Source organism: Gordonia sp. w5E2 (assembly GCF_036540975.1).
GTDB lineage: Bacteria > Actinomycetota > Actinomycetes > Mycobacteriales > Mycobacteriaceae > Gordonia > Gordonia jacobaea.
Map to the genome: position 1 here is coordinate 2,960,461 of NZ_CP144213.1, position 24,182 is coordinate 2,984,642.

23 protein-coding genes are annotated in these 24,182 nt (G+C 66.8%); 8 read left to right on the top strand and 15 right to left on the bottom strand.

What is annotated here, in order from left to right; all coding sequences use genetic code 11:
- Nucleotides 1-96 precede the first annotated feature (96 nt).
- From mraZ to RND64_RS13290, 3 genes are all read right to left on the bottom strand, one after another.
- Nucleotides 97-540 carry a division/cell wall cluster transcriptional repressor MraZ gene (gene mraZ, locus RND64_RS13280; RefSeq protein ID WP_005176306.1) on the bottom strand — a complete coding sequence of 148 codons (444 nt, stop codon included), beginning with the start codon at nucleotides 538-540 and terminating at the stop codon, nucleotides 97-99.
- 657 nt (nucleotides 541-1,197) lie between these two features.
- On the bottom strand, nucleotides 1,198-1,587 hold the full coding sequence (locus RND64_RS13285; RefSeq protein ID WP_049698241.1) for a DUF3040 domain-containing protein: 390 nt from the start codon (nucleotides 1,585-1,587) through the stop codon (nucleotides 1,198-1,200).
- Between the two features lie 274 nt (nucleotides 1,588-1,861).
- The gene (locus tag RND64_RS13290; RefSeq protein ID WP_049698242.1) at nucleotides 1,862-2,380 is read right to left on the bottom strand and encodes an SAV_6107 family HEPN domain-containing protein; all 519 of its coding nucleotides are present in this window, start codon (nucleotides 2,378-2,380) and stop codon (nucleotides 1,862-1,864) included.
- A 358-nt stretch (nucleotides 2,381-2,738) separates the two neighbouring features.
- On the opposite strand from RND64_RS13290, the gene RND64_RS13295 reads away from it, so the two are divergent.
- The 3 genes from RND64_RS13295 (at nucleotide 2,739) to RND64_RS13305 (ending at nucleotide 6,144) form a co-directional block, all read left to right on the top strand.
- Nucleotides 2,739-3,416, top strand: a complete 678-nt coding sequence (locus tag RND64_RS13295) for a GNAT family N-acetyltransferase (protein WP_049698243.1) — start codon at nucleotides 2,739-2,741, stop codon at nucleotides 3,414-3,416.
- 47 nt (nucleotides 3,417-3,463) lie between these two features.
- Nucleotides 3,464-5,041, top strand: a complete 1,578-nt coding sequence (locus RND64_RS13300; RefSeq protein WP_235434303.1) for a phytoene desaturase family protein — start codon at nucleotides 3,464-3,466, stop codon at nucleotides 5,039-5,041.
- Nucleotides 5,042-5,148: 107 nt separating this feature from the next.
- Nucleotides 5,149-6,144 (top strand): LppM family (lipo)protein, encoded by a 996-nt coding sequence (locus tag RND64_RS13305; RefSeq protein WP_049698580.1) that lies wholly within the window; start codon nucleotides 5,149-5,151, stop codon nucleotides 6,142-6,144.
- Nucleotides 6,145-6,180: 36 nt separating this feature from the next.
- Here the strand turns inward: RND64_RS13305 and RND64_RS13310 are convergent, their stop codons facing one another.
- Entirely contained in the window at nucleotides 6,181-7,167 is a 987-nt protein-coding gene (locus RND64_RS13310) for a methylenetetrahydrofolate reductase (protein WP_083444324.1), read from the bottom strand.
- On the opposite strand from RND64_RS13310, the gene RND64_RS13315 reads away from it, so the two are divergent.
- Both RND64_RS13315 and RND64_RS13320 read left to right on the top strand, forming a co-directional pair.
- Nucleotides 7,168-8,319, top strand: coding sequence for a polyprenyl synthetase family protein (locus RND64_RS13315; protein WP_049698246.1), 1,152 nt, complete (start codon nucleotides 7,168-7,170; stop codon nucleotides 8,317-8,319).
- 2 nt (nucleotides 8,320-8,321) lie between these two features.
- Nucleotides 8,322-9,857: an alpha-(1->6)-mannopyranosyltransferase A gene (locus tag RND64_RS13320; protein WP_152930029.1), complete on the top strand. Its 1,536-nt coding sequence runs from the start codon at nucleotides 8,322-8,324 to the stop codon at nucleotides 9,855-9,857.
- On the opposite strand, the gene RND64_RS13325 is transcribed toward RND64_RS13320, so the two are convergent.
- Entirely contained in the window at nucleotides 9,826-10,191 is a 366-nt protein-coding gene (locus RND64_RS13325) for an Rv2175c family DNA-binding protein (protein ID WP_064864524.1), read from the bottom strand. The genes RND64_RS13320 and RND64_RS13325 overlap by 32 nt on opposite strands.
- A 132-nt stretch (nucleotides 10,192-10,323) precedes the next feature.
- Between RND64_RS13325 and RND64_RS13330 the strand changes: the two genes are divergently transcribed.
- Nucleotides 10,324-11,529: a protein kinase domain-containing protein gene (locus RND64_RS13330; RefSeq protein ID WP_049698582.1), complete on the top strand. Its 1,206-nt coding sequence runs from the start codon at nucleotides 10,324-10,326 to the stop codon at nucleotides 11,527-11,529.
- A gap of 52 nt (nucleotides 11,530-11,581) precedes the next feature.
- Here RND64_RS13330 and RND64_RS13335 read toward each other — a convergent pair whose 3' ends face one another.
- Nucleotides 11,582-13,003 carry a class II 3-deoxy-7-phosphoheptulonate synthase gene (locus RND64_RS13335; protein ID WP_049698248.1) on the bottom strand — a complete coding sequence of 474 codons (1,422 nt, stop codon included), beginning with the start codon at nucleotides 13,001-13,003 and terminating at the stop codon, nucleotides 11,582-11,584.
- Nucleotides 13,004-13,075: 72 nt separating this feature from the next.
- The gene (locus RND64_RS13340) at nucleotides 13,076-13,567 is read right to left on the bottom strand and encodes a polyadenylate-specific 3'-exoribonuclease AS (protein ID WP_049698583.1); all 492 of its coding nucleotides are present in this window, start codon (nucleotides 13,565-13,567) and stop codon (nucleotides 13,076-13,078) included.
- Between the two features lie 86 nt (nucleotides 13,568-13,653).
- On the opposite strand from RND64_RS13340, the gene RND64_RS13345 reads away from it, so the two are divergent.
- Entirely contained in the window at nucleotides 13,654-14,991 is a 1,338-nt protein-coding gene (locus tag RND64_RS13345; RefSeq protein ID WP_049698249.1) for a glycosyltransferase 87 family protein, read from the top strand.
- A gap of 49 nt (nucleotides 14,992-15,040) precedes the next feature.
- On the opposite strand, the gene RND64_RS13350 is transcribed toward RND64_RS13345, so the two are convergent.
- The 6 genes from RND64_RS13350 to RND64_RS13375 all read right to left on the bottom strand — a co-directional run bounded on the left by RND64_RS13350 (nucleotide 15,041) and on the right by RND64_RS13375 (nucleotide 19,538).
- Nucleotides 15,041-15,760, bottom strand: a complete 720-nt coding sequence (locus RND64_RS13350) for a lysophospholipid acyltransferase family protein (RefSeq protein ID WP_049698250.1) — start codon at nucleotides 15,758-15,760, stop codon at nucleotides 15,041-15,043.
- A 163-nt stretch (nucleotides 15,761-15,923) separates the two neighbouring features.
- Nucleotides 15,924-16,919, bottom strand: coding sequence for an ROK family protein (locus tag RND64_RS13355; protein ID WP_049698251.1), 996 nt, complete (start codon nucleotides 16,917-16,919; stop codon nucleotides 15,924-15,926).
- 16 nt (nucleotides 16,920-16,935) lie between these two features.
- Nucleotides 16,936-17,412, bottom strand: a complete 477-nt coding sequence (locus tag RND64_RS13360; protein WP_083444345.1) for a hypothetical protein — start codon at nucleotides 17,410-17,412, stop codon at nucleotides 16,936-16,938.
- A 79-nt stretch (nucleotides 17,413-17,491) separates the two neighbouring features.
- Entirely contained in the window at nucleotides 17,492-18,673 is a 1,182-nt protein-coding gene (locus RND64_RS13365; protein WP_049698252.1) for an ArsA-related P-loop ATPase, read from the bottom strand.
- 20 nt (nucleotides 18,674-18,693) lie between these two features.
- A complete protein-coding gene (locus tag RND64_RS13370; RefSeq protein ID WP_049698253.1) occupies nucleotides 18,694-19,131 on the bottom strand; it encodes an SRPBCC family protein in 438 nt (145 codons plus the stop codon).
- Nucleotides 19,131-19,538 (bottom strand): hypothetical protein, encoded by a 408-nt coding sequence (locus RND64_RS13375; RefSeq protein WP_200903223.1) that lies wholly within the window; start codon nucleotides 19,536-19,538, stop codon nucleotides 19,131-19,133. The genes RND64_RS13370 and RND64_RS13375 overlap by 1 nt, the downstream gene beginning before the upstream one ends.
- A gap of 147 nt (nucleotides 19,539-19,685) precedes the next feature.
- On the opposite strand from RND64_RS13375, the gene RND64_RS13380 reads away from it, so the two are divergent.
- Nucleotides 19,686-21,488 (top strand): AMP-dependent synthetase/ligase, encoded by a 1,803-nt coding sequence (locus RND64_RS13380; RefSeq protein WP_049698585.1) that lies wholly within the window; start codon nucleotides 19,686-19,688, stop codon nucleotides 21,486-21,488.
- A gap of 48 nt (nucleotides 21,489-21,536) precedes the next feature.
- On the opposite strand, the gene RND64_RS13385 is transcribed toward RND64_RS13380, so the two are convergent.
- Nucleotides 21,537-22,655: a glycosyltransferase family 4 protein gene (locus RND64_RS13385; protein WP_049698255.1), complete on the bottom strand. Its 1,119-nt coding sequence runs from the start codon at nucleotides 22,653-22,655 to the stop codon at nucleotides 21,537-21,539.
- Nucleotides 22,656-22,667: 12 nt separating this feature from the next.
- A complete protein-coding gene (locus RND64_RS13390; protein ID WP_049698256.1) occupies nucleotides 22,668-24,176 on the bottom strand; it encodes a peptidase MA family metallohydrolase in 1,509 nt (502 codons plus the stop codon).
- Nucleotides 24,177-24,182: the final 6 nt, after the last annotated feature.

The following is a 24,182-nucleotide window of genomic DNA, read 5'->3' on the forward strand; positions in this document are numbered from 1 at the left end:
CGGTCGCGCACCTGGCGTTGGGGAAGTACGCCAGGGTCGTTCCGGACCGGGGCCTCGATCCACCCGAAGCCCTGTCCATCGTGTGCCATTCCTCGGCTACAAGACCGCGTTCAATGCGGCCGAGTTGGCTGCCGAGAAGTTCTCCTCGTGCTCGTTCTGGTACTCGCGCCACTTCTGCGCGTCCCAGATCTCCAGGTGATCGAAACTGCCGAACACCACGCACTCCTTGGTCAGCTCCGCGTACTCCCGATGGTCGGGAGACAAGCTGATCCGACCCTGCCCATCCGGGCGCTGCTCCTCGGTGCTGGCGAAGAAGTAGCGCTGAAAGGCTCGTGCCTGCGGATCGTTACGGGATGCCTCCACAATTCGGGCGGCGATCTCGTCGAACTCCTCGGCTCGAAACACCGACAGGCTGTGGTCTTGGCCTTTTGTGACCATCACGCCTCCTGCCAGTGCGTCGCGGAACTTGGCGGGCAATGTCAGTCGCCCTTTGTCGTCCAACTTGGGTGTGTAGGTGCCGACAAATCGAACTGACGACATGTCGACACCTCCTGCCCCCTGAGCGATCCGTTCCGGTTCGTCTCACCCAGTGCTGCCACAGTACCCCACTTTCCACCACTTTCCACCCCTTCCACCCCCTGAAGTCGCTATCAACAACTATTGCTGCAGGTCAACGCAGAGAAACGCGGTGGTGGATGACACCACGCGCCGCGTGTCCCAGCCCGCCATTCGTGTGTCCAGAAGGACGAAACAGCATCAAAGTGACTGATGGGAGCCAGTTTTGTGCCCGGGTGGGGAGATGTGGGGAAGGCGGTGGGGCGCTGTGGGGACCGCGGTGGGGCGGCGTGGGGAATCAGGGGCCGCACAGCTGGCGGCGGCGTCGCGGGAGCTCCGGAGTGGGAGGTTCGATCAGGCAGACCCGAGCGGATGGGTGCATTGCCCACCAGAAGGCAGGGTTAGAGGTGAGGTGGCCGGCGGGGGCCGGTGCGGACACGGCGTGCTCACCCGCATACGACAACAGGGCAACACATTGGTGCGATGTGTTGCCCTGCTGTTTGTGAGATCTGACTATCTCAAGGAGTGGTGGAGGCGTGAATGTGTGTCTTATCGAAGGCCGTGGGTGCTGCAGCACACACATCCTTCGATACGACACACAATGTGGCCGAAGGGAGACGCCTGATCAATCAGGCGCCTGGGTCACTCCTGGTCGAAGCGGCGGTTGAACCGTTCTTCCATGCGCTCGGTGAACTTGCGCTTGCCTGCCGGCCGCGCGGGGGCCTCGGCGGGTGCCGAATTCTCGGGACCCGAGCGGCCACCGCCCCACAGAGCGAGGAGGCCTGCGCCGAACATCACGAGAAATCCGATGAGGCTGACGACGGGAAGCCCGGCGACGCTGAGGCCCACCAATGGGCCGACGACGAGCAGCACAAGACCCACGACGAAGACCGCCGCCGCCTGAAGACGACGACGACCCGACGACCGGCCAAGCCGCCGACGCTTCACGCTGGACGCGAACTTCGGGTCCTCGGCGTAAAGAGCACTTTCGATCTGTTCGAGCATGCGCTGCTCGTGCTCCGAGAGTGGCACCGACCCTCCTTACTACGTTGCCGATTCACACATCAACGAGATTGTGGCGACCGCGGACGCCAGTCTCGTGACATGTGTTCGCGGCTCACTGCTTCCATGATACGAGGTGATTGCAAGCGCGACCACCATAACCACCCGACCGTCACATCGAAGCCGCCAATAGCGACAATTCGGGTCCTGTGATCACGTCGGGTGAAACGACCGCCGATCACAACCGCCGTACGGGCGCCTTCGGCCGCGAAGCGCGAACCGCAGGCGCGGACGAACCGATGAATCAGGCGATGTGGTCGTAGCCGTAGTCGGACCGGTCGACCGCTTGGTGCGCAAGCTTTCCCTGTTCGTAGGCGACGATGATGTCTTCGACGGCGTCGAGAAACGACAACACACGGGAGCGGAGCGCCACGACCGTCGCACCCTCGACGGAGCGACGCAGGCCTGACTCGATCTCCATGCGCACAGACGACATCCGGGCAAACGCTTCGGCGAACTCTGCCAGATCAGGAACGGCCGACGAGATCCGCGACCACGCATTTGGGGACACGCGTCGAGATGCGCGCTTCGCGGGTGGTTCGTACACCGCGAGTGCCGCTCCTGCCGCCCGCAGCGCCGCCAAGTAGTACTGGCGGAACCGTTCGGCGTCGTCTGGCACGCCGTCGGCATTCTCGACCAGGATCTCTGCGCGATCGAGGAGGTCGCGAGCACGCACGACGACCATCGGGTCGATCTCCGGACGCACCACTGCACCTCGCCGTGCGTGACGCACTGTGCCGCGCGTCGGCCTATGGACTGCCATCTCGCGCTCCCTTCGGTGTTGCGTCCGCTCGACACCCGAGCGGCTTTCACGTTCCTGTGTGACCAAGTCGTTCCTGTGTGACCAAGTCCCGGTACGGTCCGGCGATGCACGCTTCCCTCGTCCGTCGCCGGACCGCCCAGACTGTCGTGGGTGACGCAGAACGGCTTGCGGAGGCACGTTCATCGAACACCCGTTCGACATATTCAATATAGCTAGAACGGCGACACTCTTCAAGAGGAGATGTGGCCCCATTCCCGACAGCAGAAGCGTAGAACTCGGTACCGACATTCCCGATCGGCTGCGGCCTGCCAGGAACGCGACGCGCGCGGCGGACTGCGGGAGGAAGGACAACGAGCAGTTGGCGACCCGACTCGTTCGGTTGACCGGCCAGGACTCCCCGGCCTGGCTCGACGCTGCCCTGAATGTCTACGTGACCGCGATGGACTACCCGCGTGGCACCGAGCACCACCGGGTTCCGCTCTGGCGCGAACACATCGCACGACGCGGGTGGACCGCATACGCGGCGCTGACGGCCGTCTCCCCCGACATCCGGCTCGACCCCGACGCGGAGCGTCGACGAATCGGCCCTCCGGTGTCGCCGTCCGGGCACGAGATCATGGTCGGCATCGCCTACGGCTATCGCGGCGCCGACGACCAGTGGTGGAATCACCAGCTCAGAACCGGTCTCCGACTGTCCGGCTGCGACCGCGACACCATCGAACGCATCGCAACCAACTACTTCGAACTCACCGAACTCCACGTCCACCCGACCGCTCAGGGCCACGGCATCGGCGAATGGTTGCTGACCGCGCTGCTGAGCGACCGTCAAGAAGACCACGTCCTACTGTCCACCCCGGAGATTCCCGCCGAACGAAATCGGGCGTGGTCCCTCTACCGCAGGATGGGCTTCGACGATGTGCTGCGCCACTTCACCTTCACCGGCGACCCACGACCCTTCGCTTTCCTCGGTCGACGACTCCCGCTCGACGCGGCTACCGAACCTCTCACAGGTACGCCACCAGCGGCGGCGCGGTGAGCCGCCGAGGCGGCTCAGGCCATAAGCCCCGGCACGACGCCGTTGTCGTGGGTGCAGGTCACAACGGCCTCATCGCGGCCGCCTACCTCGCCCGCGCGGGACGTTCTGTGCTCGTCGTGGAACGCGACGACATCCCGGGCGGCGCCGTTTCGACCGTCGAACGCTTTCCGGGCTATCGAGTCGATCGCGGATCGTCGGCGCATCTGATGATCCGACACTCCCCGATCATCGACGAGCTCGAACTTTCCGCGCACGGTCTGCGCTATATCGACTGCGACCCTTGGGGTTTCGCACCCGCGACGCAGGACGGACCACCGTTGGTGTTCCGCACCGACCTCGACGCGACCTGCGCGTCGATCGCCGCCGCGTGCTCAGACGCCGACGCGGACGCCTACCGACGATTCGTCGACGTGTGGGGTCCGCGGTCGCGGGCTGTGCTCGACGCGTTCAACTCGCCGGCAACGCTCCCCCGGTTCGGACGGGCATTCACCGGTATCGGAAACACCGCCCACACCGCCCGTACCGGGTTCATCGGTAGACGTGCGGGGTCGCTCATGTCGGCGACCCAGGAACTGATGATGTCCGGCGACGCCCTCCTCGATCGCTGGTTCACCTCCGAACGACTCAAAGCGGCTCTCGCCTGGTTCGGCGCGCAATCGGGTCCGCCGATGAACGCGCCGGGTACCGCACCCATGGTCGGGTTCGCGGCACTCATGCATCGGATTCCCCCTGGCAGGGCGGTCGGCGGCAGCGGCGCGCTCACCGAATCCCTCCTGCATCGCCTCGACGCCGACGGCGCACAGGTACTCACCGGATCGCCCGCGACGTCGATCAGCCGCTGTGGCGATCATTGGTGCGTTCAGACCGGCGAGGACAGCCACTGCACCGACCAGGTGATCGCCGCCTGCCACATAATCGCGACACTCGACATGCTCGACGCCGGGCGAGCTGCCCCACCAGCGGAGATCGATCGGTGGCGGCGCGAGATCGACATCGGCTCCGGCATCGGGATGGCAGTCCGGCTCGGCACACGCGCACTCCCCGCCTACCGCGACCTGCCGTCGGACCTTCCACCGCACGGCGTGCATTCGGCGCTGGGACTCCTCGTCACCGATCGTGCACAGCTTCGTCGCGCGTACACCGCGGCCTCGGTCGGCGAATTACCACCGCGCCCACCGTGCGTTGTGATGAGTTTCTCGGCGATCGACCCGACACTTGCTCCCGCACAACGACATTCGATCACCGTATGGTCGCAGTGGCATCCCCGACAGTTGCGCGAAGGACAGTGGTCGACGGCCGGCTCGGTCGCCGTGGACGAGATCCTCACCGAAGTCGATCGCCACGCACCGGGGTTCAGTGCGTCGGTCGACCATCGTTATGTACAGACGCCGGCCGATCTGGAATCCGAACTCGGGCTGGTCGGCGGCAACATCATGCACGTCGAGATGACGATCGACCAGATGTTCGTCTATCGGCCGCACCCCGACCTGGCCGGGCACCGTGTGCCCGGGGCAGCAGGACTCTTCCTCGCCGGGGCGTCGACGCATCCCGGCGGTGGGGTGACCGGTGCCAGCGGGCGGATCGCAGGGCAGCTCGCGATCGCGGCGAGCCGACGGCGTCGCTGACGCTCCCATCCGGCACCCCGCATCCGACACTCCCCATCCGACACTCCCCGCCTGACACACGCCGCAGGGTGTGCGAGGCGACGGTGCCCTTCTGGCACGATGAGCACGTGCAACCGGCTACCACGCGACGCCCGACCGATCCGACGCGCAGACGTTCCGCGCGAACCGCGGTCGCGTCGGTGTTGATCCTGCTCACGGCCATTCCTCTGCTGTCGGGGTGTCTGACCCGCTCGACCACCGTCGGCGACCGGTATGCCGGCACGGTCATCGTCGCCACCTCGCCGGACAATCCCAGCGGCGCGCCACGACTCGACATTCCCGAATCGATGCGCAACAACGTGTCGACCTCCGACTACCGCGAAGGCCCCAACACGGGTGGGGGCGACTCGGCGAACCCGTCGGCTTCACCGTCTCCGGGCGCCCCGTCCGCAAGCGCCCCATCCGCAGGCGCACCGTCGACCGGGACACAGCCGGGAACCACAGGGCAGGGCGCCAGCCGGGTCGGTACCAGGGCGACGTTCTCCGATCTGACCGCCGGTCAGCTCAGTCAGCTCGGCGACATCGTCGCCAACGCGTTCGGCGACACGTCGATGACGATGGAGCTGAACGCCAAGCGCAGCGGCGACGTCGTGCGCTTCCGCGGCAGTGCAGATCTCAACGGACTCGAGGAACGCGACTACCTCAAGTTCACCCTGGCGTTCGCTGGTCCGATCACCGCGAGCAACGTGGCGAAGCAGGATTCGGAGACCTCGGTCACGTGGACACCCGAACCGGGCAAGGTCACCGAGTTCATCGCCGATGCGACATACCCCGACCCCGCGACCGCGGCGTTCACCGGATGGACGTGGCTCCTCGTGATCGTGTGCCTGCTCGTCGTCGCGCTCGTCATCTGGTTGGCGTACTCGCACCGCGACACGAGCCCTCGCCCCGGGCGGCCGCGGCCGGTGCGTCGAAGCGCACCCGTCCAAAAGGCAACGGCACCGAAGACGACAACTCCGAAGGCAAGCGCACAGCCTTCGACTACCGCACCTGCCGCGCACGCAGAATCCGCGACGACGACGTCGGGCGGCGAGAAGCCGGAGAGCACAGGCTCCGCCGGCTAGGCCTCCCAGCGGGGCAGTTGCGCCGGCCGGCGCTGGTTAGTTCGACGAGACGAGCGGCAGGGCGTCGGAGGTGTCGACGCCGAGCCGGTCGAGTACCTCGCAGGTGGCCTTGGCGAAGTTGAGGCTGATGAAGTGCAGCCCGGGGACGCCCTCGGCGATGAGATGCTGCGACATCTCGGTGGCGATGTCGATTCCGACCGCGCGCACCGCTGCCCTGTCTTCCTGTTCACCGGAACCCGCGGCGGCGATCAACCGTCGCTCGACGCTCTCGGGCAGGACCGAGCCTGACAGCTCGACCATCCGTCGGACCGAGGCAAGCGACGTGATCGGCATGATCTCGGGGATGATCGGCTTGGCACCCTGCTCGGCGTCGGCAGCAGCGACGCGGTCGCGCAGGCGGAGGTAAAAGTCGACGTCGAAGAACAGTTGGGTGACCGAGTACTCGGCGCCTGCGCGGAGCTTGCTCACCAGTACGCGGGTGTCGTGGTCGAGATCGGGAGCGCGGTGGTGGCCTTCGGGGAAGGAAGCCACACCGACGTGGAACTGGCCGAGTCCACCGATCAGGTCGACGAGTTCTTCGGCGTACGAGACGCCCTCGGGATGCTTGACCCACTCACCGAGCGGATCTCCTGGCGGATCACCGCGTAGCGCAAGGATATTGGTGATGCCCTTATCCGCGTACGCGCCGACCAGCGAGCGCAGTTCGGCGATCGAGTGGTTCACCGCGGTGAGATGAGCGACCGGCACCAGCGTCGTCTCGGTCGCGAGTTGCCCCGCGATGCGCACGGTGCGATCGCGGGTGCTGCCACCCGCGCCGTACGTCAGTGACACGAACGCGGGATTGAGCCGCTCGAAGACACGCACCGCACGCCACAGGCGTGCTTCGCCCTCGGCATCTTTCGGTGGAAGGAACTCGACGGAGAAGGGCACCTGTCCCGGATGCGGCGCAGACAGACGTTCGACGACGGACGGCACCGGGGCGGATGAATTCACCGGACCAGTGTACGGGCTAGCCTGTGACACGTGACCTCGACCGCTCCCGTCCCCACGCGCCTCGCCGAGGTTCCCGGCGCAGTCGAATCCGTGCTGCGCGACTTCCTCGGTACCGCTGTGTCAACAGCCGCCGCCATTTCGCCGGTCGTCGGGTCGTCGGCGCAGGTCGTCGCCGATTTCGTGCTGTCGGGCGGCAAGCGCATCCGGCCCGTCTTCGCGTACGCGGGGTGGCAGGCGGGCCGCAGCGACGCCAACGGTGTCCCGACCGGCCTCACCGACGCCGACGCACTGCGGATCAGTGCCGCCCTCGAACTCGTGCAGGGGTGCGCGCTCATTCACGACGACATCATCGACGCCTCCGACACGCGGCGCGGCAGACCAACGGTGCACCGGGTGTTCGAGCGCGGCCATCGCGACGCCGGATGGCGCGGCGACGCGGCTGAACACGGCGTCGCGTCGGCTGTTCTGGCAGGCGATTTCGCGCTCGCATGGGCCGACGACCTTGTCCACGGGTACGCCCCGGCGACCGTGTCGCCCGCGGGAAGGCCTCTGACGGGTCCGCAAGTCGCGCCCCTGCCACCGGGAGTGATCGCGACATGGGCGGCCATGCGTACCGAGGTCCTCGGCGGTCAGGTCCTCGACATCGTCAACGAGGTCAGTGGCGAGGAATCGACGGAGGCCGCCTATCGGGTGATGGAGTTCAAGACGGCTGCGTACACGGTCGCGCGTCCACTCGAGCTCGGTGCCCGCGCCGCGGGTGCCTCCGAGGAACTCGTCGACCAACTACGTTCGGTCGGCCACGATCTCGGCATCGCGTTCCAGTTGCAGGACGATCTTCTCGGCGTGTTCGGTGATCCGGTCCGAACCGGCAAGCCTTCGGGCGACGACCTCGTCGCAGGTAAGCGGACAGCACTTCTCGCGCTCGGACTGTCCCGCGCCGACGCGGACGATCCCGCACTCGGCGACACGTTGCGTTCGGTCATAGGGACCGAACTGTCGGCAGACGAATTGGCCACTGCGCGTGGCATTCTGACCGATGTGGGCGCCGTCGCCGACGTCGAGCGGACGATCGACACGCTGCTCGACTCCGCCGTCACCACCCTCGAGAGCACCGACATCGACGATGCCGTGTACACCGACCTCGTTGCCGTCGCGCGTCGTATGGCGCATCGCGACGCCTGAGCGTGGGCACCGACGTGACGGTGGCCGCAGACGCGCGTGTGGACCGCGGATCGTTGACGACGCGGCGTACCCTCATCGCCGGTCTGATCGGCTCGATCATGGTGTCGCTCGGCGGTTTCGGCATCGCAGACATCCCCCGCAACCACCCGATACTGACCGACACCGGACTGAGCTGGCTCACCTACGGACACGGTAAATCGCTGTGCAGCATCACATTCTGGGTCGGCGTGACGCTCATGGTGATCGCATGGATACGCCTTGGGCGCATCCTGTGCGACCGCACGCGTGATCACAGCGGGCTCCACCTGGGCAGGTGGGTGCTGGCGTGGGCCGCACCGTTGATGGTGACCGTGCCGCTCTACAGTCGCGACGTCTACGCCTACCTCGGCCAGGGCGCCCTGTTCGGGGCGGGCTTCTCGCCGTACGCCGACGGCCCGGCCCACAATCCGGGACCACTCGTCGACAGCATGGCGCAGGTCTGGGCGTCGACCACTGCGCCCTACGGTCCGCTCTTCGTGTGGGTGACACACCTTGTCGTCGCCGTGACCGGTGATCACGTCATCCTGGGTGTGCTCGCCATGCGACTGGTCCTGCTGCCGGGACTCCTGTTGTCGCTCTGGGCAATTCCGCGACTCGCCCGCCACTTCGGGGCGTCGGCCGCCGCCGGGCTGTGGCTCGTGCTGTTCAACCCGCTCGTCCTGATCCACCTGGTGGGCGGACCGCACGTCGAGCTGCTCATGATGGGTGTGTTGTCCGCGGGGATGGCGTTGGTCGTCACCGGGCGACACGTCGGCGGGCTCGTGCTGCTCGGCTGTGCGGTCTCGATCAAGATCACCGCCGGGATCGCGGTCCCCTTCGTGCTGTGGATCTGGTTGGCGCACATTCGACAACGGCGCCAGGTGGGCGCGCGCGACGTGGCTCTCGTGCTCGCCGCGATCGTGGGCATCACCGTTGCGGTGTTCGCGGCGTGGACCGCGCTCGTCGGGCTCGGCCTGGGTTGGCTCACTGGTTTGGGCTGGGCGGATCGGATCGTGAATTGGTTTACGCTGCCGACGGTTGTCGCCCACCTCGTGACGCTCGTCGCCGCGCCGTTCACTCCGCTCAACCTGCAGACCGTCCTGCCGATCACCCGGCTCATCGGCGAAGCGCTTCTCGCGGTCATCCTCGTCGTGTTGTGGTGGCGGCAGCGGCATTCCGAGCGAGACGCGATGGCGGGCATCGTGCTCGCCATGCTGGCCGTCGTGATCCTCGAACCGTCGACGCTCCCCTGGTACTACACCTGGGTGCTGTGTCTGGCCGTCGCGTTCACACTGCCGACGTGGGTGCGCGCACTCGTCGTCGGCATCTCGACGTTCATGCTGATCGTCTTTCAGCCCGACGACTCGATCTTGTTCTACAAACTGCCCGAGACACTGTTGGCGCTGGCGCTCGGTGGCCTCGCGGCCGCGTCGGTGATGCGGACCGATCCGCTGCGGATCGGCGCTCTCGGCCGTCGGATGTGGGGTGTCAGAACGCCTGTGCCTGCGCGCGACGGATGACTTCGCGGGCCGAGTGGGTGTGCAGCGCGTCTGCGGGTGTCAGGCCGAGGTCGTCCTGTTCGGTGAACAGCCACGCCATGATCTCGTCGCGCGTGTAACCGCCGTCGAACAATACGTCGACGAGTCCGGTGAAATGTTTCGCGATGCCTTCGTCGTCGAAGAACACGCGCGGCACCGCGGGCTGACCGTCACGCGAGATCGCCAGCAGGTGATGATCCCGGATGAGATTGCGCACCTTGTTCGTCGAGACATGCAGGCGTGCTGCGACGTCGTCGAGTGAATAGGTGGCGGTGTCGGCGGGGAGGGTGTCGGTCGAGAGGGGCAGAGAACTCACCCGCCTGAGATTACCGTTTCGCCGCGCATGCCGACAGGCGGTTGTCACGCTGTGCACAACTCGTCATTCGGGTACACGCCACGGCGTCCAGGTATGGGCCGGCGGTCGGTGGTGCCGGGTAGATTCGACGTCGTGAACAGCCCGGCCGACACCCTGCTCGGTGCGGTCCTCGAGGACCGCTATCGTCTCGATGCGCCCATCGCGCGCGGCGGGATGTCGGCGGTCTATCTCGGCGCCGATCTGCGGTTGGGTCGCGACGTCGCGGTCAAGGTGATGGATCGACGCTACTCGGGCGACCCACAATTCGTGCGCCGCTTCGAGTTCGAGGCGCGTGCGGTCGCAGGCCTCAAACATCCGGGCCTGGTCGCGGTCTACGACCAAGGCATCGACGAGGGCACCGCGTTTCTCGTGATGGAACTCGTCGAAGGCGGGAGCCTGCGCGAGTTGCTGCGCGAGCGGGGACCCATGCCGCCGCACGCGGTCGTCGCTGTCGCCGATCCCGTCCTCGGCGGTCTCGGCACCGCGCACCGAGCAGGACTCGTCCATCGCGACATCAAGCCCGAGAACGTCCTGATCTCCGATGCGGGCGAGGTCAAGGTCGCCGACTTCGGCCTGGTGCGCGCGGTCGCGGAAGCGGGTGTCACCTCGGCGAGCGTCATCCTGGGCACCGCGGCGTACCTGTCGCCCGAGCAGGTCGAATCCGCCGACGCCGACGCCAGGAGCGACGTCTACTCCATGGGCGTCATGATGTTCGAATTACTCACCGGCAGAACGCCTTTCCACGGCGACTCGCCACTTGCACTCGCCTACCAACGACTCTCCTACGACGTCCCGGCCCCCGGCGATGTCATCGACGGCGTGCCCGAGGAGATCGACGAGGTGATCCTGCGCGCCACCGAACGTCGGCCGCGCGACCGCTACGTCGACGCCTTCGAGATGCGCGACGCGCTGCTCGCCGCTGCCGACGATCTCGACCTGCCGCCGTTCACCGTTCCCGCACCGCGCCGCTCGGCCGAGCGGGAGACGATGGTCCGGATGCGCGCCGCACAGGCCGCCGCGGCGCGCCCACAGCCGCGTCCGGTGGCACCCCGCGCTGTCCCCGCAACGGCACAGCAACCGGTCGCGGCGTCGCTCGTCGCGCCTCCGCAGCCGACGACAGCACCACCCGCGACGACCAAGCGTCCCACGGTGATTCCCGATCGACCGGCCGACGACACGCCCACCCACGACCCGGGGCGCGGAAGGTTGCAGGCGCTGATCTGGCTGACCGTCGTCCTGCTGGTGGCAGCGGGCGTCGGCTCGGTCGGCTGGTGGCTCGGCGCCCTGATCGTCGGCTGAACTGATCGTCGGCTCAACCGATCGCCAGCTGACCGGCCCGGTGCCGAGATGCTCAGCCGCGCAGCATCTCCGCGACGAGGAATGCCAGTTCCAGCGACTGCTGGGTGTTCAGCCGCGGGTCGCATGCGGTCTCGTATCGGCCGGACAGGTCGAGATCGGAAATGTCTTGCGCGCCACCGAGACACTCGGTCACGTTCTCTCCGGTGAGCTCGACGTGGATACCACCCGGGTGCGTACCGAGCGCGTGATGCACCTCGAAGAAGCCCTGCACCTCGTCGACGACGCGGTCGAAGTGCCGTGTCTTGTACCCGGTCGGCGAGGTGTGGGTGTTCCCGTGCATCGGATCGGACTGCCAGATCACCTTGTGGCCGGTCGCCTCCACCGCGCTCACGATCGGCGGCAGCACCTCGCGCACCTTCGAGTTACCCATGCGGGCAACGAAGGTCAACCGTCCGGGACGGTTGTGCGGATCGAGCCGTTGGACGTACTCGACGGCCTGCTCGGGTGTCGTCGTCGGTCCGATCTTGACCCCGATGGGGTTACGGATGAGCTCGGCGAACGCGATGTGCGCACCGTCGAGTTGGCGTGTGCGCTCACCGATCCAGAGGAAGTGCGCGGAAAGGTCGTAGAGCACCTTCTCGTCGAGTTCGGACCCGTTGGCACCGGACTCGTCGAGATCGGGATTGTCGGCCAGGCGCAGCATCGCGCGTTCGTAGTCGAGCACGAGCGCTTCGTGCGAGGCGAAGATCGCGGCGGACTTCAGGCTCGAATCGGTGACGCCACAGGCGTCCATGAACTTCAGGCCGCGGTCGATCTCGCCTGCGAGGGCCTCGTACCGCGCACCGGCGGGTGACGTACGGACGAACTCGCGATTCCAGTCGTGCACGCGACGCAGGTCTGCTTCGGCACCGGTCAGTGCGCGCACCAGGTTCATCGCTGCCGACGCATTGGCGTACGCGCGGACCAGGCGAGACGGATCGTGCACTCGTGCCGCTTCGACGGGTGGGAATCCGTTGACCATGTCGCCGCGGTAGGACGTCAGGCCGAGCGCGTCGACGTCGGCAGAGCGCGGCTTGGCGTACTGCCCCGCGATGCGGGCCACCTTCACGACCGGAAGGCTGGCGCCGTAGGTCAGCACGACGGCCATCTGCAGCAGGGTGCGGATGTTGCCCTTGATGTGCGGTTCGGTGTTGTCGGCGAACGTCTCCGCGCAGTCGCCGCCCTGCAGCAGAAAGGCGCGTCCCTCGGCGACGTCGGCGAGCTGAGAGGACAGAGCCTCGACCTCTGCCGGCATGCAGATCGGCGGCACGCTCTCGAGCACCGTGCGCATCCGGTGGGCGTCCTCGGGATCCCAACTCGGCTGCTGGAGTGCCGGCCTGCTCATGGCGTCGGCAAAGCGTGCCTGCAGGTCGCCGGGAAGCGGGGGCAGTTCGGGAAGTTCGTCGATCGGAACGTCTACGGTCCAGTTCACCACCCCACCAGGGTAGTAGGCGTCTACGACGACCCCGCAGCTCGGCCCCGTACCGTCTCCGACGCCCACCCCGCCTCAGGCACGCGAACCGCCCGCGCGCTCGATGGCCTCCCACTTGCGCAGGTTGTGTCGAGCATCACTGAGGGCGTCGTGAGCATCGTCGGGCGCCGGCGGCAGAGGTGGGCGACCGGCGGCCTCCCAGTGCTGTTTGAGCTCGCGCGTGAAGCGCGGAACAGCGCGGGGCAGTTCGGTCATCGGACCCCACAACTGACAGAGAACAACGTGGTCATAGGCCCCTACCCACGCCCACAGCTCTATGTCGTTGCCCTTTTCCGTCAGGAACTCCAGCAGGCCGTCGCGGATCTGCGACCGCGACTTCCACAGCGGCGACGAGGGTGAGGGAAGCTTGGGCAGGACGTTGGCGCGCACCCAACTACCGGCGCGCCCGGGGTCGAACTCGGTCGACACCGCATAATATTCACGACCGTCCTCTGCGACGACACCGATCGATATGAGATCGATCGTGCGGCCGTCCTCGATAAACTCCGAGTCGTAGAAGAAACGCATACCGCCAAGTATTCGCCACCGAATGCGCACACCGACACCCGACCGACCCACATGCCCCCGCTGCGGGGCCTACACAAAGGCCATCGATGCCCACATTCTGCAGCGCCGCGGACACTCGGCTCCGTCGGTGGGTTCCGACGCGGTTGACGCGCGCGCTCATCGTCATCGTGTTCGCGACGTCGTCGCTGCTCCAGATGATCGGTGTGCCTTTCACCAGCAGTTTCGGTACCAGAACGCGCATCGACCTCGACGTCTATCGGCTGGGGGCGCAGATCTGGCAGCAGGGCCAGAGCCTCTACGCCGACGGCTCGATGCCGTTCACCAGCGACGGCATCTGGCTTCCGTTCACCTACCCGCCGTTCGCCGCGATGACGTTCGTGCCGCTGGGTGCGATGACACTCACCATCGCGGGCGTCGTGATGTCACTGCTCACGATCGGACTCCTCGTCGTCGTCGTGCACATCGTGTTGACGGTGCTTTCCGTCGGGCGCATCGGCAACCGGTGGTGGCTCGCTCTTCTGGTCTCCACTGCCGCGCTCTGGCTCAATCCGATGTGGATGACGCTCGGCTTCGGTCAGATCAACGTGATCCTCATGGCGATGATCGTCGTCGACGTCTTCCTCGTCGGGCGGGGGCGTCGCCGCGCGCTCGGGCCTCTGCAGGGTGTTCTGGTGGGACTCGCGGCGGCGATCAAGCTGACCCCGCTCGTCTTCATCGTGCTGTTCGCATCGGCTCGGCGCTGGCGGGCGGTCGTCACCGCTGCCGCGACTTTCGTCGCCGCAGCCGCCCTGGCATGGATCTGGATGCCGTCGGATTCGTGGGGGTACTGGACACACACCTTGTTCCACACCACGCGCATCGGTGATCCGTCGGGCCGGATCAACCAGAACCTCAACGCGATGTGGATTCGGCTCCTCCCCGAGGCGAGCGCCGCGCAGCTCGCGTGGGTGCTCAGTTCACTCGTGGCAACGGCACTGGCGGGCGCCGCGTTGTTCGCATGCAAGCCCGTCGCGGCATTCGGCCGGGGCGCGGGTCGGACCGGACGCGTCAATGCCCTCCTGGCGACCTGCGTCGTCGCGGTCTGGGGACTTCTCGTCTCGCCGACATCGTGGGCACACCACTGGGTGTGGTCGATTCCGCTGATCCTGACGAGCCTTGTGGTCGCCGCGCGCACCGACTCGCGGCGCGCGTACGTCGCCTACAACGCGATCGCCGTCAGCGGCATCCTGATCTTCGCCGTCGGCCCGTACCAGTTCCTGCCGATGGTTGCCCGACACTGGACCGTATTCGACCACATCGTCGGAAACGCGTTCTCGCTGTGGGGAATCGCCGCTTTGATCGTGATCTGGCTGCTTCCGTTCTCCCCCGCGCGTGCCGCCACACGAGCAGCCGATCAACCGCTCGCCGAGATCCGATCTGCCTGAGCGGTAATTCCCGCGCAGCGCCGGCGCCCGAACTGACAGCCGATATGAGTCAGGCGGCCGAGGCCTCGCCCGGCCGCGCGGGCTGCTGGGCGTCGGGCTTCTTCTCCTTGAGCGAGGCGGCGTAGATGTCGACGTACTGCTGACCCGAGAGCTGCATCAGCTCGTACATGATCTCGTCGGTCACGGCACGCTCGATGAAGCGGTTGCCCTGCATGCCTTCGTAGCGGGCGAAGTTCAGCGGCTTGCCGATCTTCACCTTGACCCTGGTCGGGCGCGGCAGCACGGTTCCGGGCGGGTTGAAGGTATTGGTGCCGATCATGGCGACGGGGATCACCGGCACCCCGGTGTCGAGCGCGACTCGGGCGAGTCCCGTCTTGCCCTTGTAGAGGTTGCCGTCGGGCGACCTGGTGCCCTCCGGGTACATGCCCATCAGGTTGCCTGTCTCGAGCTGGCGCCGCGCGGCCTTGAGCGCATCGGCGGCCGCCTCCGCACCGGTCCGGTCGATCGGGATCTGACCGACGGCGGTGTAGAACCACGCCTGGAAGCGACCCTTGATACCGGTGCCGTTGAAGTACTCCGCCTTGGCGAGGAAGTAGATCCGACGCGGCACCATCAGCGGCAGGAAGAAGCTGTCCATCACGGCAAGGTGGTTGCTGGCGAGAATCGCCGGTCCGCGTTCGGGGAGGTTCTCGAGGCCTTCGACCTCAGGACGGCCGAGCACCCGCAGGAGCGGTCCGAGGAGAACGTACTTGAACAGGTAGTACCACATTTGAGACTCACTCCATCATCGCCGCGTCGCCACTTGGTGAAGTCGTCGCCGGACAGAGCACCGAGAGAACTCGAAGAGGGGCGAGTTTCCCGGTGAGCCGACGGGACGTTGTGAGATGACTCTACTCAAGCGCCCAGACCCGCGTGGGCCATAGGGCGTGCTCTCAGTGTGCCGTCGACCACCCTGCGTCGCCGAGCGCCAGGCCTTCGGACCGTAGTGCCGCGCGCGCCACCTCTGCGGCGCCGATGACGCCCGCGCTCTCGCCGAGCTGCGTGCCTCGAATCCGCGCGAGCTGTCGGTGCCCCGAGCCGGTGATCAATCTTGCGTAGTGCTCACGCGCCTCGTCGAGGAACAGTCCCGACGCCGCGCCGACGCCGCCTGCGAGCACGATCAGGTCGGGGTCGAAGATGTCGGCGATCATCGCCAGCCCCTGACCGAGTGACGCCGCGAAAGCGGCGAACGCGGCGATCGCGACCGCGTCACCGTCGGCTGCGGCACCCGCGACACGACGCCCCGTCAGCGACCCGGGATCGGCTGCGACGTCGGCGGCGAGCTGGCTTCTCCCCCAATCGCCATCGGCAAGCAATTCGACGACGGTGTCGACCAAAGCCGTTCCGCTGCAATATCTTTCCCAGCATCCACGCTTGCCGCATGAGCACGGCCGACCGTCGGGGACGACCGTCAGATGTCCGAGTTCCGGGGCTACACCGAAACTGCCGCGATAGATCTCGCCCTCGATGAGCAATCCGGCACCGATACCGGTCCCGATGGCCAAGACCAGCGAGTTGTGTCCGCGCGCCGCAGCGCCGAATCGGAACTCGGCGACGGCCGCGGCGTTGGCGTCGTGCTCGGTGACCACGGGCAGACCGATGCGCGCACTCATCTCTTCTGCGACACGTGCCTCACGCCACGGCAGGTGCGGCGCGAACCGGACGACCTGCCGATCGGGGGTCAGAAAGCCCGCCACCGCGAGGCCGACGGCGCGCGCCGCCCACCGTGAGGTGAGTTCGCCGACGAGCCGATCGAGGCAGTGCTCGAGGGCCAGCGCCGTGCCCGGCGTCGCGGCCCGCAGGGTGTCGAGCATCCGTCCGCGTTCGTCGACCACGGAGGCGCGCACACTCGTGCCGCCGATGTCGATGCCGATCGTCAACTCGCCCATTACTTCTCAGTTCTCATCACGTCTGAGTGTCGCCATCGAGGTGCCTGCGGTCAACGAAGGGATCGGCGCGGTGCTCGCGCGTCGCCCGGTGTGGCGTCGACGTGCCGATTCGGACCGCGATCGGTTGGTACTGCGCGGTCGGCGGGGTGTGCGCGGCCGGAGTCGCGCGTAGCGCGTTCGCGACGGCCTCCAGCACCGCGATGAGTGCGGCTATCAGCCGGGGGATGAGGTCGCCGATCTCGGCGACGAGTGAACTGATCTCGCCCGCGACGTCGCCGAATGCCTGGTGGCGCGCGCCCGTTCCCCGGGCTGCCCCGGCCGACGCCGACTGCCCCCCTCCGCCGATGATGGCGGCGAGCTGGTCGATCTGCGCTGCGATGCCCAGGACGAAGTCGCGGACAGGGTCACCGACGGGGTCTCCGGTGAACGCGTCGTCGCGGTCTCCTGGCGTCTCCCGTCCCCCCGACGGATTGCCACGGTCGTCGCTGCTCATGTCGGGCGGCTGGTCCTTTGCTGGTGGCGGGCCCCGGTACTGGCCCGGGGACATGTGCACCGAAACGCTACCCGCAACCTCACCGTCGAGGCCATACCGCTGGGTCGGGACGGAACCGGATGCGCACCTGTTGGCCATCCCAGTCGGCGTCGTCGACGACGCATCGCCGCAACACCGAAGGCAACGGCAGGCAGTGGCGTAGACCGTCGACGGTGACGAGGAGGTCGTCGCCCGAGCGTCCGAGCATGAACCGACCAGGATCGGGAAGCGTTTGCGGCCAGGACAATTCGTACGTGGTGTCGAGGCCGTCCGCCTCGTCGCCGACAACCGACAGCGCCGACGAGCCGTGCGCGCGACCCGACGGCGCGAGCAGCGTCACCCCGAGCTTCTTCAGTCGTGCCGGCCGTTCCAGCGGCGTGTCGAGCGCCGCGACACCACGAATGTCGACGCCGGGCGCGATGTCGATCTCGTCGGGCACGAGCTCCCGACGGCCCGATTCGGCGGTGGCGTCGTCGAGGTAGATGGTGCGCAGCGGGAGTCCGAGCAGGTCGATGGACGCGAGCTGATGCGGCAACAATCGGGCTCCGCGATACCCGCTGCCGACCACGAGGTGCGCCGCTGTGGTGTCCGCGTCACGCAGTAGCTCGGCGACGTCGGCACAGTCCCGGTCGATGGTGTCGACCGCGGTGGTCAGTTGTGCGACCGCCGGACGGTCGGCCGCGGCTGCGAGCCTGCGATGCCTCGGCCATAGCCGGTCAAGAGAGTGCCGAAGCGTCGACGGCGCGTCGAGCAATTGGTACGGATCTCCCATTCCGGACAGGTCGACGACGATGCGCTGCCACTGACCGCTGACCGCCTCGTCGCGAATCCGCCGCAGCAACAAGGCATCCTCGACGCCGGGCAGCGATGTCACCTCCGCCTGGTCGATCCCTGCGAGGGTGTCGACGAAGGGCAGTGTGATCTTGGAGCGTCGCACGGTATCGGCGAGGAGTTCGGCGAACAGCGCCCACGACGTCGTGGCCGACGTGAGCCGCTCGAGGCAGAGCAGGTGCAGATGCGACGACACCGCGACGGCGTCGTTGGGCGAGCGGAACACACCGAGAATGTCGGGGACCGGCGAGCAGCGGTCGACCGTGACCAGGAGGGTGTGCCGATCGGCGGCGAGCGGTGAGCGCACCTCGGGCCTGCGTGCGCGGGGTCGGCTGACCGCGCCCGCGGCCGCGACCGCGGTCACCCCGGATCCCCCCGGACCGAAGACGATGTGAATAGGCGTCAGGTCGATCAGCCTTCGACCCTCTTCTTCAGATCGTTGAGCGCGGCGTCGGTGATCGCTTTCTCGGCACGTCGCTTGAGCTGTCCGATCATCGGAACCTGCAGGTCGACCATCAACTCGTAGGTGACCTTGGTCGAGCCGGGGACCTGTCTACTGAGCACGTACCGGCCACGCTGATCCTTCTGCAGATCACTCGACACCAGAACCCACGAGACCTCGTCGCCGCCTGCACCCCACGTGTAGCGCAGCACGTAGGTGTCCTGGAGCACGCCGGCGTCGAGGAGGAAACGCACCTCCGACGCCCTGCCCGCCGAGTCGCGCTCGGTGACCTCGACCTCCCGCGCTGCGGTGACCCACTCCGGGTAGTGCTCGAAGTCGGAAATGACAGCCATCACCTCTGCGGCGTCGGCGTTGATGACGATCGAACGCTCGGTATGGTCGGCCATCAGCTCGCCACGCTTTCACTGATCGCGGGATCGCCTGGGGCGCGGCCCGATTCGAGAAGATCCTTGATCTCGAACGTCACCCGTTTCCCGATCACGCGGTAACGATGGTTGAGGCCGGCCACGTCGGCTCCTGCCGAATCACCGGTGGGTTCTGCATGAAGGAAATAGTGCAGTACGAACCCGTCGAGCACCGGCTCGCACCAGAATTCCATCGTTCCTCTCACCGGACCGTCGACCCGCCAGCGCATACCCGCGGCACCGCGATCCTCAGCCACCTCTGTGCGCAGATCGGGCCACCAGGATCGCCATCGTCCGCGATCACCCACCACGGCAGCCACCAACTCGGGTGCCGCAGCGACGAATGTCTCATCCGCCACCTGAATGCTCGTCACGCCTCTTAGCTTCACATACTCGCGACGGGAGCGGATAGACCCCTCATACGTGACACAACTCCGGCGCGGTTGTGGGTGGCCAAAAGTCCGGGGATACGATTGACCGCGAGTGTCTGATGCCAACGATGGCGAAAGGTCGTCGATTAACAAATGAGTGCCGCGATGAATGAGTACAGCGTCCCCGCCGATTTCACGATCGAGGAGGACGAGAACTGTACTGACATCTTGTTCGGTCTCGCCGAGCGCACTCCCGCCTCGACGGTGTTTCGGCGCGAGGAAGGCGGCGAGTGGCTTCCGGTGCGGGCAGACGACGCCGTCAAGCAGATCACGGCCATCGCCAAGGGCTTGATCGCCTCCGGTGTGGCTCCCGGCGACCGCGTCGCGGTCCTGTCCCGCACGCGCCTCGAGTGGATCCTGGTGGATTTCGCAATCTGGTGCGCAGGCGCGACGACCGTTCCGATCTATGACTCGTCGTCGTCGGGTCAGATCGACTGGATCATGCGGGATTCCGGCGCCTCCGCCATCATCGTCGAAGACGACGGACATCGCTCGGAGTTCGAGGCGGTCGGCGATCTGCCCACAGCCGTCCAGGTGTTCCAGATCGATCCGAAGGCCGGCCCCGGTGCCGTCGAACTCCTCATCGAGGCGGGCAAGGACGTCTCCGACGACGAGATCGCCAAGCGGCGTGCATCTCTCAAGTCGAGCGACCCGGCGACGCTCATCTACACCTCGGGAACCACCGGCCGCCCCAAGGGGTGCGAGCTGACGCACTCCAACATGCTCTCGGAGATTCGCGGCGTTCTGCAGGGCAACCTGAGCACCCTGCTCGCGCCGGGCAAGCGACTGCTGATGTTCCTGCCTCTCGCGCACGTCCTTGCGCACGCGATCACCCTCGTCGCTATCGAGGCGCGGGTCGAGGTCGGTTTCACCGGCGACACCAAGAACATCGTCGCCACTTTCGGGCAGTTCAAGCCGTCGCTGATTCTCTCGGTCCCCCGTGTCTTCGAGAAGGTGTACAACTCGGCCCGCCAATCGGCCGCCGACGGCGGCAAGGGCAAGATCTTCGACGCCGCGAGCGCCACCGCGATCGAGTACTCGGAGAAGTCGGAGCAGGGCAGTGTCCCGCTACTGCTCAAGGTGAAGCACGCCGTCTTCGACCGCCTCGTGTACAGCAAGCTGCGCACGGCGCTCGGTGGGCAGTGCGAGCTCGCCATCTCCGGCGGCGCGCCGCTCGGTGCAATGCTCGGGCACTTCTTCAACGGAGTCGGTATCCCCGTCTACGAGGGATACGGACTGACCGAGACCACCGCGGCCTTCAGCGTGAACACCCCGGGTGAGATCAAGATCGGGACCGTCGGAAAGCCCGTGGCGGGCAACACCGTTCGCATCGGCGAGGACGGCGAGGTGCTGCTGAGCGGCGGCGTGGTCTTCCACGGTTACTGGAACAACCCGGAAGCCACGGCACAGGCGCTCGAAGACGGCTGGTTCCACACCGGCGACCTCGGCAACATCGATTCCGAGGGCTTCATCACCATCACCGGCCGTAAGAAGGAACTGATCGTGACCGCCGGCGGCAAGAACGTCTCGCCGTCAGGTCTCGAGGATGTACTGCGCTCCGCCCCGCTGGTGTCGCAGGCAGTCGTCGTCGGCGATCAGAAGCCGTTCATCTCGGCGCTCATCACCATCGACCCCGAAGCCTTCCCCGGTTGGAAGGAGCGGATGGGCCTGCCATCCGACGCCGACGTCTCATCCCTCATCAACGACCCCAAGCTGCGCGCCGAAGTTCAAGCCGCCGTCGACGAGGCGAACAAGACGGTCTCGCACGCAGAGGCGATCAAGAAGTTCCGCATCCTGCCGTCCGACTTTTCCGAGGAGACCGGCGAGATGACTCCGACCCTGAAGGTCAAGCGCAACGTGGTCGTCGACAAATTCGCCGACGACATCGACGCGCTCTACACCAAGTAGAAGCGCACCCGGCTCGAGATCACGCAGACCGACATCGCGCAGGCGCGCCTACAGCAGTTGCTGTAGGCGCGCTGCCATATGTCGCCACTGCCATCTGCCTTCGGCGACAACGCGCCCGTTGGCGCCCATCGCGGCAGACGCCGAACGATCGGCGAGCATCGCCAGTGCGGCCAACGCGATCGCCGGGACATCGCGGCCGTCGACAACGGTGCCCGTCTCCCCCTCGACGACGGTTTCGGGCGCGCCGCCGGAACGTCCCGCGATGACGGGCACACCCGTTGCCGACGCCTCGAGGTAGACGATTCCGAATCCCTCGACGTCGAGGCCGCCGCCGCGTGTGCGCGCAGGCATGGCGAAGACGTCGGCGATGTTGTGGTAAGCCGGAAGATCTTCTGCCGGAACAGAACCGGTGAAGATCACGTGATCGGCCACCCCCTCCTCGCGGGCGAGGCGGTGCAGTGTGTCGGCGTACGGTCCACCACCGACGATGACCAGCACCACGTCGGGCATCTCTTTGCGGATCAACGGCAGGGCACGAATGAGCATGTCCTGCCCCTTGCGTGGCACCAATCGCGACAGGCACAGGATGGTCGGGGCGTCGCCGAGCCCCAATCGTGCGCGAAACTCTTCGCGGGCAACAGGATTCGGAGCGAAACGATCAGTGTCGACGCCGGGCGGGAGGTACTCGAGCGCGGCAGCGCGTCCGAAGGCCGAAGCGAAGCGATTCCGGGTGTACCTACTCACGTAGGTGATCGCGTCGGTGTGATTTCCGATGTGGCGCAGCACTTGTCGGGCGCCCGGCAGCATCGACCACCCCACCTCGTGGCCGTGAGTGCAGGCGATGACGCGCTGCGCGCCCGCCCTTCGCATCGCGGGTGCCATCACCGCGAGCGGCGCGGCGGCACCGAACCACACGGTCTCGATACCCTCGCTACGGATGATCTCGGCGGCGCGACGCGCAACGAATGGCGTGGGCAACATCAATGTCGTCCGATGCCGATGGACGCGATACGGTTGTCGCGCATCGAATTCCACGCTGCCCTTCCATCGGGGCGCGTAGACAACGATGTCCTCGGGCGGCAACCTGTCGACAAGATTCTGCAGATACGACTGAATCCCACCAGCCCGCGGCGGAAAGTCGTTGGTCACCAACAGGGTTCGACGCACGGACCGTACTCCTTATCCCGGAACCTGTTCCGCGAGCCATCTGCGCCAGTCGGCAATCAGACGGTTGCGATCGACACCGAGAGCAGTTGCGATCGCGTTGTCCTGCCTGCCGACATCTCCCGACGCCGCCACCCCGCGATAGAGGGCCTTCAGACGTGTTTCACCGTAGCGGTCGGCGACGTAGGCCGCGAGCGCCCACGCGGACTGGTATGCGAGAGCCGACTTCTCTGTCGCCACACCGAAATCCTGATCCGACGGCAGCGCGTCGGGACTCTGCCCGGCGCGCACCTGCGCGGCGAGATCCGGTGCGGCGTCGTCGAGGCGCACGTAGGTTCCCTTGCGGCCGACATACTCGGCAACACCCTCGGTGATCCACAGCGGCGCATCCTTCGCGGTCACCGAGCGCGCCGCGACGTGGGTGAGTTCGTGCCGCAGGACCACCGCAAGCGCAGGCGCGGGTAGGTCGTTGGCAGACGGAGCAAGGACGACGCGCTGACCGATCACCGTGTCACCCTCGACGCGATCGAACACGGTCGCTGCAGCGGCGGCAGAGGTATCGGTCGCAGAACTGTGCGCTATCGCGGAAAACTCGTCCGGTGTCGCCGTTGCGACCACGACGGCGCGTCGCGGCCACTCCGAACCCCAGAAGGCGGTGACGGCCGATACCGCCTGACGCAGCGAGCTTCGCGTCCGATCCACGGTGACGTCGGTACCCGGATACGACACCACCGTCGACGGCCCTCCCCCGGTGAGTACGTCCGTGGCCTCGAGACCCGGCAGGTCCCAGAGCTGGGTTGCCGGGGCGTCGTCACCGAGAAGCGTTGCGTCGCCGACCAATTTCCACCCATCGCCGTATCGCGCCACCACAAGTTCGCGATCAAGCGCGACCGTCGGCTCGTCGACTCCCGGCGTATTGGCGCCGCCGAGCGCATACCGCAGCTGCACCGGCGCGACCCACGAGTCGGTGCTGCCCTGCGATTCGAGTCGAGCAGCAACCTCTTCGGGCACCTGGGTCTCGGCGCCCTGCGTCGACGCGAGTTGGTAGCCGAACTCCTTGAGCTTCAGTGTGGTTCCGCGCGCGGGCACAGTCGTGCTCGGTGAGGACGGCGACGGCGAGGATGGCGACTGCGAGTTCGCCGACGGCGAGTTCGCCGACGGCGGCGACCCTGCGGCCGAGGACGCGGTGGAGGTGCCCGTTCCGGAGAGATCCCGTCCGGACAGATTCTGGGCCGCGACGGTCAGGGAGTCGCGGAACGTCGGGGGCGTCGACGCGTCGAGGAGCGAGTCGAGGCGAGCGCGATCGCCATCCGTCACGGCGCGGGTGAGGTCGTCGAGGAGTTGCGCGACGCCCTCCGACCGCTCCTGCAGATAGACGTTGGGATTCGTGGTCGTCGTCGTGACAGACGACGAGGGTGCCTGCCGCGGTTGATTATCCGACGAGCAGGCCGACGCACCCACTGCGAGTGTCGCGGCAGCGAGAAGCACACATGCGACGCGCGCGGCCGAGGCCTCAGCGTGCACGCTGTC